We start from the raw sequence: 19,682 nt of genomic DNA on the forward strand, positions 1-19,682 counted from the left end.
TCCCCTAGTTTTGAAATGGAGTTTTACTTTCCTCAAATAGTGGAATAAAAAAAGACCGCCGTATTTTGGCAGTCTTAATCGATAAATTCAAATTCATATTCAAGAATTTTTACAATATCTCCGTCTTTTGCACCGCGTGCACGAAGCGCTTCATCAATACCCATTCCGCGCATTTGACGAGCGAAACGACGTATAGATTCATCACGTGAGAAGTCCGTCATTTTGAATGTCTTCTCGATATCGTAACCAGAAATAACAAACGTGCCGTCACTTTCACGTGTAATTTCAAATTTAAGACTTTCAGCATCAAATTTGTACATTACACTTGCTTCAGACTCCTCGACAACATCGTACATTGGGAATTCTGGTGTTGTTTCTAATAAGTTCGCTACTTCAAATAGTAAATCACGAACACCTTGTTTCGTTACAGCTGAGATTGGGAAGATTTTTACTTCGTCTCCCACTTTCTCTTTAAATGCTTGTAAGTTTTCTTCCGCATCTGGCATATCCATTTTGTTTGCAACAACAACTTGTGGACGCTCTGTTAAACGCATATTGTATTCTTTTAATTCATTATTGATTGTGACATAATCTTCATATGGCTCACGGCCTTCTAAACCAGACATATCGATAACATGCACAATTACACGTGTACGTTCGATATGACGTAAGAATTGGTGTCCAAGTCCGACGCCAGCGTGCGCGCCTTCAATTAGTCCAGGAAGGTCAGCCATAACGAAGCTGCGGTTATCACCAGTTTCAACAACACCAAGATTTGGAACGATTGTTGTAAAGTGATACTCTGCAATTTTCGGACGCGCTGATGATACAACAGATAATAATGTAGATTTACCTACACTTGGGAATCCAACAAGTCCAACATCTGCTAGCACTTTAAGTTCTAGAATGACATCACGTTCTTGACCTGGTTCCCCGTTCTCAGCGATTTCAGGCGCTGGATTCGTTGCTGTTGCGAAACGTGAGTTACCACGGCCACCACGGCCACCTCTTGCGATTACAGCTGTTTGTTCATGCGTTACTAAATCGGCAAGAATTTGACCTGTTTTTTCATCTTTTACTATTGTTCCTGGTGGAACCTTTACGATTAAATCTTCTGATTTACGACCGTGCTGACCTTTACTCATTCCGTGCTGACCACGATCAGCTTTGAAATGACGTTGGTAGCGGAAGTCCATTAATGTACGTAAGCCTTCCTCAACAACGAAAACAACATCTGCACCTTTACCACCGTCGCCACCTGCTGGGCCACCTTTAGGAACATACTTCTCACGACGATACGCAACCATTCCGTTACCACCGTCGCCGCCTTTTACATATATCTTGACCTGATCTACAAACATTATTTCACCACACTTTTTTCGATTGGTTGTAATATAACTGAGACTTCTTCGTCTCGTACTGTATAAGAAATGGAATACCATTTATTGTTTTGGTTCGTTAGCCAGTTCTGTAGTTCTTCTACATCCGTTAGCTTTCCACGAAAATCAAAAAAGAAACGAGCATTCTCCGCGTCACATTCAATTGTGATACAAACATAATTTTCAACATATACGTCTAAACTATGCTGAAGTATTGAGAAAAATTGATTCGTCCATGTACATACAGTCTCATCTAGATGAGATAAGTTATGTAGTTCTCCTAATACTTCGTACTCCAATAAGCACGGCTGCTGTTTCCAATTATATGTTAAAATCCACTCTGAAAATAAAGGCATTGATAGCCCCATCAGATTGGATTCTTGTCTCGCTTCTTGGACAAAACGATCGATGAGCCTATGAATCTCTTCCACTTTTCCAAGGGAAAGGTTTCCTTTAACCATCTGCATACGATTGAGCCAATCATGTCTCGAATGACGTAATGCATCTATAATTGTCCATTTTTCATTCATTTAGATACCCCTTAATATAGAAAAACTCTAACCTGCACTCAGGTTAGAGTTTTCCGTGAGTTCTTATGCTTCTTGAGCAACAGGATATACGCTCACTTGTTTGCGGTCACGGCCAAGACGCTCGAAGCGTACTACGCCGTCAACTTTCGCGTATAAAGTGTCATCGCCACCACGACCAACGTTAACACCTGGATAAATTTTTGTACCGCGTTGACGGTAAAGAATTGAACCACCTGAAACCGTTTGACCATCTGCGCGTTTAGCACCAAGACGTTTTGACTGAGAGTCACGACCGTTCTTTGTACTACCTACACCTTTCTTAGATGCGAAAAACTGAAGATCTAATCTTAACATACGTTACACCTCCTGCACTTTTTCTATTAAACGGATATACTTTCCGTAATCAAGTTCGATCGTCTTAAGCGAAACAACCAATCCTTCTAAAAGTATCTGTGCTTTTTCTGCTGTATGAACGTCTAAATCATTAGGCAATTCATACGTTAAGAATCCGCCATCACTTCCGAGTTCAATAGTTGCCTGCACATTACAAAGTTCTTCCACTGCATTTATAGAACCAAACACAACCGCTGTAGTTCCAGCACAGACAAGGTCTTGTCCATGTGGCGCATAATTGGCATGTCCAGTCATTTTAAATGATTGGATACTTCCTAATTTCGTGCGACTTATCGTAATTTTAATCATGTTAACCAGAATTAAGCGTTGATAGCTTCAACAACTAGCTTAGTGTAAGGTTGACGATGACCTTGTTTCTTACGATTGTTCTTTTTCGCTTTGTATTTGAAAACGATGATTTTCTTAGCGCGACCTTGTTTTTCAACTTTCGCAGTAACTGTTGCACCTTCTACAACTGGGCTACCAACTTTAACGTTTTCGCCACCAACGAAAAGAACTTTGTCAAAAGTAACAGTTTCACCAGCTTCAACATCTAATTTTTCAATGTAGATTGCTTGACCAGCTTCAACTTTAATTTGTTTTCCACCTGTTTCGATAATTGCGTACATACTTGCACCTCCTCTTAATTACTAAGACTCGCCAAAAACGAGGTAGACATAAATGCCTTTAGGGAACCTGTCTTGTGCGGTTGTAGCATATAGCCATTTAGGTGCTATAAACTATAACATAAAGATGTTATCATGAATCATTAACTATTGTCAACAAATGTTCTGCTAACTATTTTTTCCGTTCCATTATTTCTTTTTTACTTCCGAAACGAATTACCGCATACTTCTCTACATCTTCGTCTTTGAAATAAATTTCAAACGGAATATTTTTTTGTAACTCTTTTTGTAAAAATATTTTTTGCACCTTTTTCGAGGCACCAATCAATACAGCTTCATCCTCTATATTACCATAAGTAATAAGTTCTCTCTCTAGCTCGTACGTGATTGTTTCATTAGACATAACGTAGCCTGTCGCTTTACAAGGTGCACACTCTTCTAATAATACGTCACGTAACGAATGTTTCTTGCGCTTACGCGTCATTTCTAAAATTCCTAACTCAGTAAACCCAAGCACTCTCGTATATGTACGATCATCTTGTAAAGCTAACATTAAACTCTCTCTTACCTTCTCTTTATCTTCCCGTCTTTTCATATTAATAAAATCGATTAATATCATGCCGCCAATATCACGGAGTCTCAATTGACGCGCGATCTCTTCAGCAGCCATTTCATTTGTACGAAGTACTGTATCTTGTAAATTTTGTTTTCCAGTAAACTTACCCGTATTCACATCAATTACAGTCATCGTCTCCATTTGTTCCATAATTAGATAGGCACCATTTGGCAGCCAAACAATTTTTTGAAGTGCTTTCTCAATTTCACGTTCTATTCCAAAATGGTTAAACATCGAAGATTTTTCATTATACAGGGAGACTCTTTCTTTTCCGACTTTTTCTTCTAATTCTTTTACTACACTTCTCGTATCTACAACTACTTTTTCAATCGTTTCAATTGGATTCTCCTGAAATACACGATCTAAAAACGTCGCTGGTCGATGAAGTAGTAACGGTGCCTTCCCTTGGGTTTCTTTTCTTGTTAATTCTTCATATAGTTGTTGCAGTCGCTGCATTTCAGCTTGTATTTCATCGATTGTCCCTTTTTCAGAAGCAGAACGGAATATATATCCTCCTGTCCCTTCCACCTCAATATGAAGTAACTCTTGTCTTCTCTTGTTATTTTTTATTTTCCGAGAAACAGCACGCATTTCATCATACGGCATATACACGACATATTTCCCAGTAAATTCTATCTTCGCCGTTAATTTTGGCCCTTTCGTATCAATTGCCTCTTTCACAACTTGTACAAGTATCGCCTGCCCTTCATGTATGCGATATGAAGGTGGTACATCATCGTATGAAAGATATGCATGTTTTTCTAATCCGATATTTACAAAGGCTGCATTCATTCCAGCAATTGTTCTTACGATACGTCCAACATAAATATGTCCGACAATTTCCTGCTCTTCATTACGTTTCCATAATAGCTCGACAATTTTTCGCTTCTCTTCTATCGCAACACGCTTTTCCGAACCAGTGTAGTTAATATATAACGTCTTCAAAATTCTTTCCTCACTTTTCACTTCTTTTCCTTACAATATAAAAGGTTAGTGTTGTCGTCAACACTAACCAATTAATTCTTCAACAGATGAGGTTGTTCTTTTTTCAGCAAAATACGCATACAACAACTCATTTTCATCCAATGTGTAGTGCTCTTTATATTTTCCATGGACGATAATAGAGTGTTTATATCCTCTGCGAAATTTTGTGAAAATCGTATATAAACGATCTTCTGTTTTCACCTCAATGGGTGCAATTTTTTCAATATCTCTTTTATTTCCATAATAACGTTCTAATAAAAAGCGCATAAATGCGTACCTTCTTTGTTTCCATTCTTGATATAAAGAAATCGCTAGAAAAACGAGTAATACCCACATCATAATGTTATTACTATTCCAAAGTAACTGCCATCCTAATATTACACTAAAAAAAACACATGACAATTTCATCATCTTTTCATGTGCTTGTAAATAAGGAAAACGATATGATAATACATTAAATAATACTTTCCCACCATCAAGTGGCCAAATAGGCAATAAATTAAAACCTAAAATGACGACATTATTCCACACAAAGAAATGATACAAATCATTAGTTACCCAGCCCGCTTGATACAAAATATAAGCAACCGCAATCATCCATACATGCTGAATTGGCCCAGCTATAACGACAATTAATTCTTCTTTTAATGATTTGTTCCCATGTTCTTCAAGCTCAGCTACGCCACCAAATGGCAAAAGCTGAATTTGTTTAATACGCCAATTATAATATGCCGCTGCAAAAGCATGCCCAAGTTCATGAACTAGAACGATACAAAATAATAATATTAACTCTTTAAAACGTGCCGTGAAAATGCCAATAACGATAATAACCCAAAACAATGGATGTACTGTAATTTTCGTTAAAACATCTCTATATTTAATCAAATGAAATCACCTGAATGGGATCAATAAATTTTTCATTCTTTTTTATCGCAAAGTAAAATTTACCGTTTTTATTATTTTCGTCACTATTCACCGTTCCGATTTTCTGTTTTTTTGAAACGTAATCATATAACTTCACTGACATATCACTTAAATTTCCATACCACGATTCTGTACCGTCGGCATGTTGAATTTGAACTGTATTTCCAAGATCCTCTTTCTTACCTGCAAAAATAACTACACCTTCATTTACTGACTCCACCGTTGCATTTGTAGCTGTTTGAACAAATACACCTTGGCCGTTTTTTTGAAATCCTTGCATCACCTTTCCAGAAGCAGGAATTGCATAATCTTTTTGCTGAATAGCCCCTTCTTTTTTCTCATTTGGAGAATAGAACACAAGAGGTTTTCCAAACTGCTTTTCATACCATTTCGATATAGTAGCAAATTGAAACTCTTCTTGCATAACTTTTTCTGTAACAGCTCTAGTACCATCAAAGGAAGGAGGAGCATTTTTAAATAAAATAGCGATTGAAAGAACTAATATTGCTGATAGCAAAACTTTGAAGAAAAAGACTTCTTTTCGAAATAGGGGATGAATTTCCTTTTCCCCTTCTTCAATAAATACCGTTTCGCTGTCAAAATCACTTCCAGCAAAATACTGCTCTTCCTCCATCCTTTCTTGCTCTGCTTTTCTTTTCGCAATCCGCTTTTTAATTTCTTCTACACGTCTATTCTTCATACTGTCTCCTTTCTTTAGTTAGCCTTATTCAAATAGAAACAGTTATATACAGTTTGTACATATGTATGAGCTACGGAAGAAAGATATTCATGCGAAGAAAAAAGAAAGCACTCCGCATATATGCGAAGTGCTTTTAACGGATTCCAAAGAAGTTTTTCATCTTTGTAAATACCGATACTTTTTCTTGTTCAAATGCTTGTAATGGTACATTCTCACCTAATAAACGTCTTGCAATATTACGATAAGCTAGCGCTGCTTTCCCACTAGGTTGCAGTGCTACAGGTTCACCTGTATTCGTAGCACGAATAACTTCATCATCATCCTCAACAACTCCAAGAAGCTCGATTGACAGTGTACGTACGATTTCATCTACATCTAACATATCTTGTTCATGAAGCATATGACTACGCACACGGTTAATAACAAGTTTCGGTGGTTCAATATCCTCTTTCTCTAAAAGCCCGATAATACGATCCGCATCACGCATTGAGGATACTTCTGGTGTTGTTACAACGATTGCTTTATCCGCACCCGCTACTGCATTTTTAAATCCCTGCTCAATCCCGGCAGGACAATCAATTAATATGTAATCATAATCTTGACGTAATACTTGTATTAATTCATCCATTTGTTCAGGTGTTACCGCCGATTTATCACTCGTTTGTGCTGCAGGTAATAAATATAGATCATCAAAACGCTTATCTTTAATAAGAGCCTGAGGTAAACGACAACGCCCTTCAACGACATCAACAAGATCAAATACAATACGATTTTCCAGCCCCATTACTACGTCTAAATTACGTAAACCGATATCTGTGTCAATTAAGCATACTTTCTTTCCAGATAACGCTAAGGCTGTACCAATGTTCGCAGACGTTGTAGTTTTACCTACTCCGCCTTTTCCAGATGTAATTACTATTGCCTCTCCCACAGCTATACAATTCCCCTTTCTAACTTTGTTAAATTAGGTCTAAGATGAGTGAGAAGTTGCAGGCGATCGACAACAATGTGATTGTTCTCATTAATATACGCACATTCCGCCGCCTCAGCTCCGTCTTCTTTCTCTTCCGGAGCCCGCATTGCCACATCACTAATTCGGAGTTGCATAGGGTTCATAATAGATGCAGCAATGACAGCTTCTGAATCTCCATTATACCCAGCATGTGCAATCCCTCTTAATGATCCCACAACAAAAATATTCCCCCCAGCGATAACCGTTCCGCCTGGATTAACATCCCCAATTAATAATAAATTTCCTTTTACATGTAACACTTGTCCAGAGCGAACAATTTTAGAAATAGGGACAATTTCTGTTTCTTCTATCCAAGCTATTGCTTCCGCCTTTGTTATAACATCACTTTCAATAGAATCCACAACAAGGTTCTTCTTATTGCGAATTAACGTACGAATCTCTTCTTGTTGAACTTCTGTTAAATAACGATTTCCTACTTTAACATGCACTTCAATTAAAGAGCGTCCGTCACCGTCATAGTAATGTGTAGAAAGCTTCTCGTCCAATTCTTTCAGTAATTCTGAGAATGAACAGCAATCATCTAAATGAAGCGTTATTCCATCTTTCGTCCCTTTTATCGTTACATTTTGTTGCTTTTTTTCTTCCACTAAAGTTCACCCCACCGATTCAATTCGACATAAAATTAGAAAATCCTTTTTTCTTTTTCTTCCATCGCTTTTGAAAGACGCACTAAATATCGTCTCAGTGGGAAACAAACTATTAATAAGAAAATTCCATTTAGCAATAAAGTAGCAAGGAGACGATCGGTGAAAAAGACATGCGCCGACATATGAGTACGTCCTAACAAAGTTAAAAATCCATACACATAGTACTCTAATGCTGCAATACCAGCTAATACGATAGAAACAACAATAAATAAATTCAATTGTAATACCTTCATCGCACTATAAACTAAGTAAGCTAAAATTGGATAAGCAAATATATATATACCGACAAGCTCTGTGTATACGGTATCAAATAAAAAACCAAACAATAGTCCGTAGTAAATCCCTTGAATCGGACTATAGTACACTGTAATAAAACAGAGCACAATTATAAAGAAATGCGGTGCTGCTATACTGCCTTTCCAAAAAACTTCCGTTGGAACAACAGTAGAGAACATATTTTCAAATAAAAAAACAAAAAGGAGCAAAAGAGGAAGAGCTGCTCTTTTTAAAATCTTCATCATCTCTTCTTCCCCTCCTATTCTAACGGCGCTGTAGGCGTAGCGCGTTTGGCAACCGTAATATGCTCTACGTCATTTAAATCAGCAGCAGGTTTCACATAAGCTGTTTTTGTTAAACCGTATGGATCTGGCTGAACATCAACGATCTTCCCAATTACAAGACCTTTCGGGAAAATATCACCAAGTCCAGATGTTACAACTAGTTGATCTTTTGCTACTGGTGCATCAGAGCCAATCTTTGTGAAAAGAAGTAATTGTTTTTCTTTATCATAACCTTCAATCAATCCAAAGATTTTTTCTTGTCCTTGTACAATAGCAGAAACACGGTTTGTTCGGCTCATAGAACTTAACAACTCTACTGACGATGTAAACTGCGATACACTTTTCACTCGTCCAACTAAACCTTGTGAAGTAATTACAGCCATATCTTTTTTAATTCCTTGCTGTGCCCCTTTATCAATTCCAATTAAATCGTACCATTTATCTGGATTACGAGAAACAACAGTAGCTGGAATTTCAGTATAATCGCTATTCAACTCTTTTTTACCAGTTAACTCTTGTAATTTCTTTTTATCATCTTCTAATTGCTTTACTTTTCCTGATAGATCTGCATAATTATCTAATTTTGCTTTTAATTCTTTATTCTCTTCATACGTGCGCTTTACATCTTCTACGTTTTCGAAGAATCCGGCAACATAATTCGCTGGCTTTTGGAATACACGTTCTACAACACCGACAGTATCTTTAATAAACTGCTCTGGCCATGTTAAACTGTTCCGTTCTTTCAATGAGATTCCAATCAATGCCACGAGAAGAATAATACTAACTAACAAAACAATTAATCTTTTGTTTAAGAAAAACTGTGGCACGTTCACACCCTCTTAATTTCAGTGATTTTTATTTTGCAATATTATCGAGCAGCAGTTTTGAAAAGATCGATATTGTCTAATGCTTTACCCGTTCCAATTGCTACGCAATCTAATGGGTCCTCTGCAACAAGAACTGGCATATTTGTTTCTTCACTAATAACTTTATCTAAGTTACGAAGCAATGCTCCACCACCTGTTAATACAATACCACGGTCCATAATATCTGCCGCTAATTCAGGTGGAGTTTTCTCTAACGTATTTTTAACTGACTCTACAATCGCATCTACTGTATCTTTTAATGCATCTGCAATTTCTTCTGGTTGAATTAGTACTGTTTTTGGTAAACCACTTACTAAATCACGACCGCGAATTTCCATCGGCTCAATACCTTCTGGCTCGCCTGCAGAACCGATTTCTAATTTTAATGCTTCTGCAGTTCTTTCACCGATCATTAAGTTATAGCTTTTCTTAATGTACTGAATGATTGAATCATCCATATCATCACCAGCAACACGAACTGATTGACTTGTTACAATACCACCTAAAGAAATAATTGCAACTTCTGTTGTACCACCACCGATATCAACAACCATACTACCAGTCGGCTCCCAAACAGGTAAGTTCGCACCAATTGCTGCTGCAAATGGCTCTTCAATTGGGTATGCATCACGAGCGCCCGCTTGACGAGTCGCATCGATTACTGCACGTCTTTCTACAGCTGTAATACCAGATGGTACACATACCATTACGTATGGTTTACGTGAGAAAAATCCATTTGATTTTTGAGCTTGTTGAATATAATATTTCATCATTGTTGCTGTTGTTTCGTAATCAGCAATTACACCGTCTTTCATAGGACGAAGTGCCACTACGTTTCCTGGTGTACGACCAATCATTTGTTTTGCATCGCTACCTACCGCAACGATTTGTTTCGTATCAGTTTGTAATGCTACTACTGAAGGTTCACGTAAAACTACACCTTTTCCTTTCACATATACAAGCGTGTTCGCTGTTCCTAAATCTATTCCAAGATCGCGAGTAAATCCACCAAATCCAAACATATCATCTATCTTCCCTTCTTATTTTCACGGACTCATTTTTCTTACTTTATATTTATAAAAACAGTACGTTTTTTATATTTGTATCCTTTTTGTAGATAATTTTCTACAAAAAACTCATAAATCACATTATAAAACAAAATAAGTAAAAAGAATAGTCTTAAATATGACCTTTTTCCTTTAAACTCACGAATTTATGGTCACCTATTATGATATGATCAAGCACTTCAATTCCGATAATTCGACCACATTCTACTAATCGTTTTGTAACTTCAATATCTTCACGGCTCGGCGCCGGATCTCCTGAGGGATGGTTATGAAGACATATAATAGAGGCTGCTGCACGACGGAACGCTTCTTTAAAAACTTCCCTCGGGTGCACAATCGACGTATTTAAACTTCCAATAAAAATCGTTTGCCTATGTATAACTTGATTTTTCGTATTCAAATATAAACAAACAAAATGCTCCTGCTGCAAAAAACGCATTTCTTCCATCATATAGCTCGCACAATCTTCTGGACTTCGAATACTATATCTATTTTGATATTCTAAACGTACCATTCTTCTACCTAATTCGAAAGCAGCCACAAGCTGAGACGCCTTTACGATCCCAACACCATGAATGCTCATCATCTCTTCTAACGTTGCATCTTTCAACATTCGTAAGCCATCAAAATGATGTAAAATTTTGTCTGATAACATTAAAACCGTCTCTTCTTTAGAACCCGTTCTGAGTAAAACTGCAAGTAGTTCTCGATTCGATAAACTTCCAGCTCCTTCTAACAATAAACGCTCCCGTGGCTGTTCTTCTCTCACAACATCACGAATACCGTTCATCTCTCCACCCCTTTTTTACGATTTCTCCCAAAGAAAACCCCATGCAATTTTACGCATGGGTTACATCGCTATCAAACTGCTTTAATTCACGGACAAGACGCGCAATTGGCAATCCAACTACACTGTAGTAGTCCCCTTGAATATGCTGAACAAAAATAGACCCTTTACCTTGAATCCCATAACTTCCTGCTTTATCAAGTGGTTCCTTCGATGCAACGTATACGTCAATTTCCTCTTCTGTTAATTCCCAAAATGTTACTTCTGTACGCTCATAAAAAGTTGCCGTTTTCTCTTTTGATATAATGGCAACACCTGTGTATACTTCATGTGTTTTCCCCGATAATAATCGTAACATTTCTTTCGCCTCAGCCTCATTAGACGGCTTTCCAAGAATATGCGAATCATATGTAACAATTGTATCTGCACCTATTACAACGTGATCACTATGATTTTCCGCCACAGCAGATGCTTTTTGCAAAGCAAGCGACATAACAATATCAGAAGGTGATGAATATGCACCAATCGTCTCTTCTACTTCACTAACAACAATTTCAAATGGCACATCAGCTAATTCAAGTAATTCCTTCCTCCGGGGTGATCCTGAAGCTAAAATAATTTTTCTCATATTTTCTCCTTCCTTTCTCATATGCAGCAGAACAATTCAAATCAATCGTATCAAAGGAATAGTTTCCCCACAAATTATAGAAATATCATTTTCTCTAAATAAAATAATGATTCTTTTTAAATGCGATTATATTCTGCCATAAAGAAAGCACTTTGCTCTAAATTCAAAAGAAAAGAAAGAAGTATACATACTTCTTTCTCCTTCATCTCATTATCTTATTATTTTCCTTTTTGTGAAACCATTTTTTCGTACGAAAGTAATCCATCCATAATAACTTGATTTAATTTAGCTACAGATTCCTTATCGCTCTTTCTTTCCTTAATCGTTTGCATAGCCACAGATGTATACGTATAAAGCTTCTTCGCATCTTCACGCTTCATACTCTTCCCTTCCTTTTCAATGGCTTGCCATTCTTTTTCAATCGCCTCTACATCTTTTGAATCACTCTTTCCACTAGTTTGTACGGTGGACACATATTTTGTTAAATGAGTATAGAATGGCTGCACTTTCGCTAAAAACCCACCTACTTCTTTATCATTTTTGAGTAATGCTTTATCTGTAATATCCCAATTCTTTTTCAAAACTGAAACGCCATCTTGCTTATACTGATCTATTAATTGATTAACTACCTGTTCATCACTCGCAACTCCAACAACTAGCGCATACTTATCACCACTTGGTTTCAAAGCAGCAATACCTCCATTACTTTTCCACTCTTCAAGAGCGGCCTGTCCCTTTTCTTCAGAAGAATAAAGCCCTCCCTGAACAAAAAATAATTTCATTGGTTCTAATGAAGCCCCTTGCGCTTTTGGTTTTTCCTCTTTTGGTTCTGTCGTTCCGCCCACCTTTTTTTCCTCATTCCCCATCTGCTTCGAAGTTGTTGCCGTACTTTCTCCTGTTGCCCCTTGTCCCGTTAGCAAATGAAGCATCCCCATTCCAAATGCCGTACCAATAATAATTGCAGTTGCAACTATTACGATTAGTGTATTACTCCATTTCTTTCGGTATTTTCCCATATGCGCTGACTTCGCTTTTTGAAACGGCACGACATTTTGCGGTCTTTCACTTTCTACTACCATCCATTCAAACTCATCTTTCTTCTTTTCCTCATACTTCGCTTCTGTTCCATTTACTTTCACCGAGATTGTTCGTGATTGCTTGTCCATACACTCACACCTCACCTCTTATCGTTGTCCGCATCATATCATATTCATTTCACAAAAAAACGAGATATTTGTCAGAGGAATTCGCCAAATTACCCTATATAATTATCTTATATGTATGCATTTGACTTCATTTGTAGAACAAAAAACTAGATAGCAAATACTATCTAGTTTTTCTTGCGAATATATTTTCGAACTTCAGAAATGAAATATAGAGAACCTGTTATGATGAAGACATCATTTTCTCCTATCATTTCAATCTTCGTATCAATTGCCTCTTTCCAATCTTCAAAAATTAATTTTGATTCTTTTTGTGAATACGATGCAAGTTTGTCAGCAGAAATGGCACGATCAAAAGCAAATGTCGTAAATATTATTTCATCAGCAATTTCTTCTAATTGTCCTACCATGTTATGCAACTGTTTGTCTCCAAGAGCAGTAAATAAAATTATTACATTTTTATCTTTGTAATGTGCCTCTACCGTTTTCACAAGACTTTCAATACCTTCTGGATTATGAGCACCGTCTATTATAATATCTGGATTACTTTGTAACTTTTCAAATCGACCAATCCAGTACGCTTCTTGTAATCCAACCTTCATTTCCTCTTCATTAATTAAAAATGATAAATATGTTTTCAAATACATAATCGCCATAAGCGCTAGTGAAGCATTTCCTACTTGATGACTCCCTTTCATTGAAATCCGAACATCTTCAAACGAGGCAAATGGACAAGAAAAATCAAAATGTTCCCCATCTTCATTAGAATGTTTATGTAGTGATGTAAACTGTTTGCCAAGTTCATATACGTTTGCATGATTTTCCTTCGCAACTCTTTGCATTACTTGCAATGCTTCTTCATCTTGCACACCAGTAATAACCGGCACACCAGACTTAATAATCCCTGCTTTTTCATATGCAATTTCTCCTAGTGTATTTCCTAAAATATGCATATGATCGTGACCGATATTCGTAATAATCGTGAGAACAGGATGAATAACATTTGTAGAATCAAATCTTCCCCCAAGTCCCGTTTCAAATAAAACAACATCACAGAAATTAACTTTACCGAAATAACAAATTGCCATTACTGTAATAATTTCAAACTCTGTCGCTTCCCCTAAGTCCGTCTCATCTAATTTTTCAACGACTGGCTTTACCATATTTACAAGTTCTGCAATCTCTTCATCTGCAATTGGTGTTCCGTTTACACTTATACGTTCATTAAATGTTTCTATATAAGGAGATGTAAACGTTCCTACCTTATATTTTGCACCTTCTAACATGTAGCGCATATATGTTAAAGTTGAACCTTTTCCATTTGTGCCAGCAAGATGAACACATTTTATGTGACGCTCTGGATTTCCGAGCTCTTCTAACATCCATCTCATTCTTTCTAATCCTGGTTTAATACCAAACTTCAATCGGCTATGAATCCATCCTATCGCTTCTTCGTATGTATGTATCACGTATGTTATTCCCCTTTCAAAAGACAACCTTCATAATTCTATTATACGCAAAGAAAAGAGACTCACCAATATAGTGAGTCTCTGAAAAACATTTTTATTTCTCTAGGTCAGCTAGACGTTGACGAACCGCTTCACGTTTTTCTAGATAATCTTGCTCTTTCGCACGCTCTCCATCAATAACTGCTGCAGGAGCTTTCGCTACGAATCCTTGGTTTGAAAGTTTCTTCTGTACACGTTCTACTTCTTTATCGAATTTCTCAAGTTCTTTTTCAAGACGAGCTTTCTCTTCATCAAGATTGATAAGATCAGCTAACGGTAAGAATAACTCTGCACCTGATACGATTGCAGTCATCGCTTTTTCTGGCGCTTGTAAATCAGTTTTAATTGTTAATTCACTTGGATTACAGAAACGCTCAATGTAAGAGCTGTTTTTCGTAAGTTGAGCTAGTACCGCCTCGTCTTTTGCTTTAATTTGCATTTGAACTTTTTTACTCATTGGCGTATTTACTTCTGCACGGATGTTACGAACAGAGCGAATGATATCAACTAGAAGGTGCATTTCTGCTGCCGCCTCTTTATCTTGTAAATCTTCGCGAACTGTTGGCCATGCAGCTACTGTAATAGACTCACCTTCATGTGGTAAGTGTTGCCAAATTTTCTCTGTTACAAATGGCATGAATGGGTGTAATAGACGCATTGTTTGGTCTAATACGTAAGCTAAAATAGAACGAGTTGTTTTCTTAGCTGCTTCATCTTCACCATATAGTGGAAGTTTCGCCATCTCAATGTACCAGTCACAGAAATCATCCCAGATGAAGTTGTATAATGAACGACCAGCTTCACCGAACTCATATTTATCCATGTTACGTGTTACACTTTCGATTGTTTCGTTTAAGCGAGTTAAAATCCACTTATCTGCAACTGATTTTTCACCAGTTAAATCAATTTCTTCATACTTCATATCATCCATGTTCATTAATACGAAACGTGATGCGTTCCAAATTTTATTAATGAAGTTCCAAGTAGATTCTACTTTCTCCATGCTGAAACGTAAATCTTGGCCTGGTGCACTTCCTGTTGATAAGAAGTAACGCATTGCATCTGCACCGTACTTCTCGATAACATCCATCGGGTCGATGCCGTTACCAAGAGATTTACTCATTTTACGTCCTTGCTCATCACGAACTAAACCGTGAATTAATACATCTTTAAATGGACGCTCTCCCGTAAACTCTAAACCTTGGAAAATCATACGAGATACCCAGAAGAAGATAATGTCATAACCAGTTACTAGTGCATCTGTTGAATAGTAACGTTTAAAGTCTGCTGCATCTTCGTTTGGCCAACCAAGTGTTGAGAATGGCCATAAAGCTGAACTGAACCATGTATCAAGTACGTCATTATCTTGATTCCAGTTTTCAATATCTGCTGGCGCTTCTGTACCTACGTATACTTCACCAGTTTCTTTATGATACCAAGCTGGAATGCGGTGTCCCCACCATAATTGACGAGAAATACACCAGTCATGAATGTTTTCCATCCAGCGTAAGTATGTGTTTTCAAAACGCTCTGGTACGAACGTTACTTTTTCTTCTTCTTTTTGTTGAAGTTCTACCGCTTTTTCTGCAAGTGGAGCCATTTTTACGAACCATTGTGTTGATAAGTAAGGCTCAACAACTGCACCGCTACGCTCACTATGACCTACTGAGTGCATATGAGGCTCGATTTCTACTAATACGCCAGCTTCTTGTAAGTCTTTCACTAACGCTTTACGGCATTCGAAACGATCCATACCGTTGTACTTACCAGCTTTTTCGTTCATCGTTCCATCTTCGTTCATTACTAAAATACGTGGTAAGTCATGACGGTTACCTACTTCAAAGTCATTCGGGTCATGAGCTGGTGTAATTTTTACAACGCCTGTTCCGAAGTCTTTTTCTACGTATTCATCAGCAATAATCGGAATCTCACGGCCTACGATTGGAAGTGTAACTGTTTTTCCGATTAAATGTTTGTAACGATCATCTTCTGGGTGTACTGCTACTGCTGTATCACCAAGCATCGTTTCTGGACGAGTTGTTGCAAGACGAATGTGACCAGAACCATCTGTTAACGGATAGTTCATATGGTAGAACGCACCTTGAACTTCTTTATGAATTACTTCAATATCAGAAAGAGCCGTGCGTGTTGCTGGGTCCCAATTGATAATATATTCACCGCGGTAAATTAAGCCTTTTTCGTATAATTGAACGAATACTTTATTAACCGCATCAGATAAACCTTCATCTAATGTGAAACGTTCGCGAGAATAGTCTAGTCCTAAACCAACTTTCCCCCATTGTTGACGAATGTGAGAAGCGTACTCTTCTTTCCATTCCCAAGCTTTTTCAAGGAACTTCTCACGGCCAAGATCGTAACGTGAAATACCTTCTTCACGAAGTTTTCCTTCTACTTTCGCTTGTGTTGCGATACCAGCATGGTCCATTCCTGGAAGCCATAATACATCGTAACCTTGCATACGCTTTGTACGAGTTAAAATATCTTGAAGCGTCGTATCCCAAGCATGACCTAAGTGCAACTTACCAGTTACGTTTGGCGGTGGGATTACGATTGTATAAGGTTGTTTCTTTTCATCTCCTGTTGCTTCGAAATATTTGCCTTCAAGCCACCATTGATAAAGGCCTTCTTCAACGGACATATGATCATATTTAGTTGGTAAATTCTTTTCCGTGTTTGACATTATTTTCCCTCCTTAAAATAAAAAATGTCCCTCATCCAAAAAAGGACGAGGGACATCGCGGTACCACCTTTATTTACAAACAAATTCAGAATTTGCTTATACTCTTAATTTGATAACGGACAAATCCGTCTTTTCCTAATGAGAATCATTCCGTTCAGAAAAGATGCTCCAGGGCTACCTTCTAACATAACTATCTAGAGAATCTCCCAGCTAATGATTCCCCTCTCTGAAGACGTTTCATGTTATACTCTTCCCCTTCAATGCATTTATATGATTGTTAATTATTATATACAATAGTGTAAAAAACGAAACCTTATTCGTCAAGATAAATTTGAGACTACGACTTTTATCTCACAAAAAAAGACAAGCAGAGCACGCCCTACTTATCTTCTTTATCCGTTCCCTTGCTGGGCAGCTTGTAATTGTGAAAGGAAATATTCTGTATTGCTAACGAGCCAATGCGATTGTTGCAGGCTTTTCACTCCGCGGAGCTCATTTTCTTCATTACGACTCTGTCTTCTTTTCGTATAAGACTCAATTTGCCGAATAAAATGCGATGGGTACGTCATATACGCAAACATAAGAAGTTGCTCCTCTTTCGTAAACGGGAAATTTTTTTGATACATTTGATACCATTCAAAGCGGTCACTCCGTGCAATTGGATATGTGTTCAAAGATCTTGAATAAAAGCTAACGATATCTTGTACGGGTGTGGCAAACTGTGATTTTTCTAAACTAATAAAATAACCGTTTCGTTCATAATCAAATAAAAAATGGTTAAGCGATACATTTCCGTGAACGAAGGTAATACGTGTTTTTTCCTTTTCTTTCATTGCATCATGCCATTCATTTAATTGTTTCGTTGCGAACTCACGTGCTCTCATAACATGGTGATAATACGTACAATATTGTAATTCAAATGGAGACATATACCACTTCGCTTCAGATTCTACAAGAAACTCTTCTAACATCTCACCATCATTTTCCCAGCGTTCCGATATATTCGTATAATGCTTTTCTAAATCTTCTTCTGTATAAGTCTCCTCTTTCACCGTTTTTTGATGCAACATTCCAAGTGTCTGGAACATTTTATGATATTGATCATTATCCTCGCCGTTGCCTTCTACACGTTCTAACCAAGGCATTAAATAATAACTATACGTCCCATCACTTAAAATATAGTTCCCGTCCGTCGCATGATATATAGGTACATAATTCGAAAAACCTTTCTCCTTCAAGTATTGAATGTGATGCAAAAAGTTATTCCGCTCTAATTTCCTATCTTGTATTCTCTTTAACGCATACGGACCTTGATTCGTATAAATTTTCATTACACTTCCGTGCTCTTCCATATGCTGAGTGTCCAATCTATATTGCTTCACAATGGGTTCATAGCGATTTCGTAATTCAATATCCATACGAATAACCCTTTCTTATTCAAAACATAGCTTCTAGGAAAAGAAAAGAGGTGAGTGAAAAAAACTCACTCACTTATTTCACCTTTGCTTTTGAAACAGGAATATATATAATTTGCCCTGTAGTTAAATATATATCTTCTGTTTGATTTACACGGTATAGGTTTTGTACAGACGTTTCATAACGTTCTGCAACTGATTCAATTGTATCTCCTTCTTGTACGAAATACATTCTTAACTTCGTAAATTCTTCTTCTGGTTCTTTCGTAAATATTTTCGTTAAATAAAGTGCGTTTTCATCTCGCTGCGAGTAAGCTTCTTCCTCTTGCGCTTCCTGCTTTTTCGCTTTCTCTTTCTTAAAATCTTTTCTTCCGAACAATTCAAACTGTGGCGCTTTTTCTTGCTCCCCTTCACGCGCCACATTCTCAAACTCTTCGACTTCGACTTCCTCTTCTTCTATTTCCTGCTCTTTTCTTTCTTCTAGCTGGAACGGTTCAAATGCGTAATCTTCCCATCCATCTGATTCTTTATAAGCCGATACCTCTTCAAGCTGCGCTGGTCTACTTTCCTCTTCTTCAGCTTGAGTATCCTCTTCTAACTCAGCATATCCCTCTTCTTCCTCTTCTTCCTCTTCTTCCTCAATTCTTTCCTCATCACATAAACCTGTAATAGATATATCCGCTAATAGTTGTAAGCAACCATGTTCCTTTAACTCATAATCAAATTCCTCGATTGATACATATAACTCTTCAATTACTTTCACTCGATTTCTTGGAATTGATATTTCGAGTGGAAAGGAATGGACAAGCTCATTAACCCCATCTTCCCTTGTTTCTACATAATCAATTGCCTTTGCTGGTGATAGTTCCCTTAATGAATAAGCTGAATCATCTTGCCTTGCAACGTACTCTCCCGTTAAATCTAATTGCCCTCTCACGATGACTTCATGATCAAGCTCCTCTATCTCAACGTCTGGATCTAACGAAATTGACAAAAGTTCTTCGACTTCCTGTCCTTTTTGGAACCAAACAGATTCTTTTAACGAAAATCGTAATGAATGATCTGTTGCCACTTCTTTTCCCCCTCCCAAACTATATGTCATTACAGATTTATGTTTCTGAAGGCCACTTTATGAATAAAAAAAATCGCTCCCCT

20 protein-coding genes and 2 other annotated features are annotated in these 19,682 nt (G+C 37.4%); all 20 genes read right to left on the reverse strand.

Features of this window, described 5'->3' with window-relative positions; genetic code table 11:
• Positions 1-74: 74 nt before the first annotated feature.
• Complete coding sequence (gene obgE, locus MR109_RS04810; RefSeq protein WP_000497121.1) at positions 75-1,361, reverse strand: GTPase ObgE; 1,287 nt, start codon at positions 1,359-1,361, stop codon at positions 75-77.
• Positions 1,361-1,909, reverse strand: coding sequence for a sporulation initiation phosphotransferase B (locus MR109_RS04815; RefSeq protein ID WP_098307942.1), 549 nt, complete (start codon positions 1,907-1,909; stop codon positions 1,361-1,363). Before MR109_RS04815 ends, obgE begins: the two co-directional genes overlap by 1 nt.
• Before the next feature lie 63 nt (positions 1,910-1,972).
• On the reverse strand, positions 1,973-2,263 hold the full coding sequence (rpmA, locus tag MR109_RS04820; protein ID WP_000944957.1) for a 50S ribosomal protein L27: 291 nt from the start codon (positions 2,261-2,263) through the stop codon (positions 1,973-1,975).
• Between the two features lie 3 nt (positions 2,264-2,266).
• Complete coding sequence (locus MR109_RS04825; protein ID WP_002008596.1) at positions 2,267-2,611, reverse strand: ribosomal-processing cysteine protease Prp; 345 nt, start codon at positions 2,609-2,611, stop codon at positions 2,267-2,269.
• Positions 2,612-2,622: 11 nt separating this feature from the next.
• Positions 2,623-2,931, reverse strand: coding sequence for a 50S ribosomal protein L21 (gene rplU, locus MR109_RS04830; RefSeq protein WP_000270907.1), 309 nt, complete (start codon positions 2,929-2,931; stop codon positions 2,623-2,625).
• 14 nt (positions 2,932-2,945) lie between these two features.
• Positions 2,946-3,023 (reverse strand) — a sequence feature (ribosomal protein L21 leader region).
• A 77-nt stretch (positions 3,024-3,100) separates the two neighbouring features.
• Complete coding sequence (locus MR109_RS04835; protein WP_242271204.1) at positions 3,101-4,489, reverse strand: Rne/Rng family ribonuclease; 1,389 nt, start codon at positions 4,487-4,489, stop codon at positions 3,101-3,103.
• A gap of 63 nt (positions 4,490-4,552) precedes the next feature.
• Positions 4,553-5,413, reverse strand: coding sequence for a M50 family metallopeptidase (locus tag MR109_RS04840; RefSeq protein ID WP_002173616.1), 861 nt, complete (start codon positions 5,411-5,413; stop codon positions 4,553-4,555).
• Positions 5,406-6,152, reverse strand: coding sequence for a M23 family metallopeptidase (locus MR109_RS04845; RefSeq protein ID WP_242271205.1), 747 nt, complete (start codon positions 6,150-6,152; stop codon positions 5,406-5,408). Before MR109_RS04845 ends, MR109_RS04840 begins: the two co-directional genes overlap by 8 nt.
• A gap of 133 nt (positions 6,153-6,285) precedes the next feature.
• The gene (gene minD / locus MR109_RS04850) at positions 6,286-7,083 is read right to left on the reverse strand and encodes a septum site-determining protein MinD (protein WP_000503310.1); all 798 of its coding nucleotides are present in this window, start codon (positions 7,081-7,083) and stop codon (positions 6,286-6,288) included.
• A 2-nt stretch (positions 7,084-7,085) separates the two neighbouring features.
• Positions 7,086-7,772: a septum site-determining protein MinC gene (gene minC / locus MR109_RS04855; RefSeq protein ID WP_002173618.1), complete on the reverse strand. Its 687-nt coding sequence runs from the start codon at positions 7,770-7,772 to the stop codon at positions 7,086-7,088.
• Between the two features lie 35 nt (positions 7,773-7,807).
• Positions 7,808-8,353, reverse strand: coding sequence for a rod shape-determining protein MreD (mreD, locus tag MR109_RS04860; RefSeq protein ID WP_002173619.1), 546 nt, complete (start codon positions 8,351-8,353; stop codon positions 7,808-7,810).
• A gap of 14 nt (positions 8,354-8,367) precedes the next feature.
• On the reverse strand, positions 8,368-9,219 hold the full coding sequence (mreC, locus tag MR109_RS04865; RefSeq protein ID WP_002173620.1) for a rod shape-determining protein MreC: 852 nt from the start codon (positions 9,217-9,219) through the stop codon (positions 8,368-8,370).
• Between the two features lie 41 nt (positions 9,220-9,260).
• The gene (mreB, locus tag MR109_RS04870) at positions 9,261-10,280 is read right to left on the reverse strand and encodes a cell shape-determining protein MreB (protein ID WP_000466737.1); all 1,020 of its coding nucleotides are present in this window, start codon (positions 10,278-10,280) and stop codon (positions 9,261-9,263) included.
• A gap of 157 nt (positions 10,281-10,437) precedes the next feature.
• The gene (radC, locus tag MR109_RS04875; protein ID WP_002173621.1) at positions 10,438-11,115 is read right to left on the reverse strand and encodes a DNA repair protein RadC; all 678 of its coding nucleotides are present in this window, start codon (positions 11,113-11,115) and stop codon (positions 10,438-10,440) included.
• Positions 11,116-11,164: 49 nt separating this feature from the next.
• Positions 11,165-11,740: a Maf family protein gene (locus MR109_RS04880; protein WP_071718532.1), complete on the reverse strand. Its 576-nt coding sequence runs from the start codon at positions 11,738-11,740 to the stop codon at positions 11,165-11,167.
• Between the two features lie 218 nt (positions 11,741-11,958).
• A complete protein-coding gene (locus MR109_RS04885) occupies positions 11,959-12,906 on the reverse strand; it encodes a stage II sporulation protein B (RefSeq protein WP_242271206.1) in 948 nt (315 codons plus the stop codon).
• A gap of 164 nt (positions 12,907-13,070) precedes the next feature.
• Positions 13,071-14,372, reverse strand: coding sequence for a bifunctional folylpolyglutamate synthase/dihydrofolate synthase (locus tag MR109_RS04890; RefSeq protein WP_242271207.1), 1,302 nt, complete (start codon positions 14,370-14,372; stop codon positions 13,071-13,073).
• A 94-nt stretch (positions 14,373-14,466) separates the two neighbouring features.
• Complete coding sequence (locus tag MR109_RS04895) at positions 14,467-17,112, reverse strand: valine--tRNA ligase (protein ID WP_071718530.1); 2,646 nt, start codon at positions 17,110-17,112, stop codon at positions 14,467-14,469.
• A gap of 38 nt (positions 17,113-17,150) precedes the next feature.
• Positions 17,151-17,382: a binding site (T-box leader), on the reverse strand.
• Positions 17,383-17,504: 122 nt separating this feature from the next.
• Entirely contained in the window at positions 17,505-18,530 is a 1,026-nt protein-coding gene (gene ysxE, locus MR109_RS04900; RefSeq protein ID WP_071718529.1) for a spore coat protein YsxE, read from the reverse strand.
• Between the two features lie 73 nt (positions 18,531-18,603).
• Entirely contained in the window at positions 18,604-19,629 is a 1,026-nt protein-coding gene (spoVID, locus tag MR109_RS04905) for a stage VI sporulation protein D (protein ID WP_242271208.1), read from the reverse strand.
• Positions 19,630-19,682 lie beyond the last annotated feature (53 nt).

The organism is Bacillus cereus group sp. BfR-BA-01310, assembly GCF_022664325.1.
Classification (GTDB): domain Bacteria; phylum Bacillota; class Bacilli; order Bacillales; family Bacillaceae_G; genus Bacillus_A; species Bacillus_A paramycoides.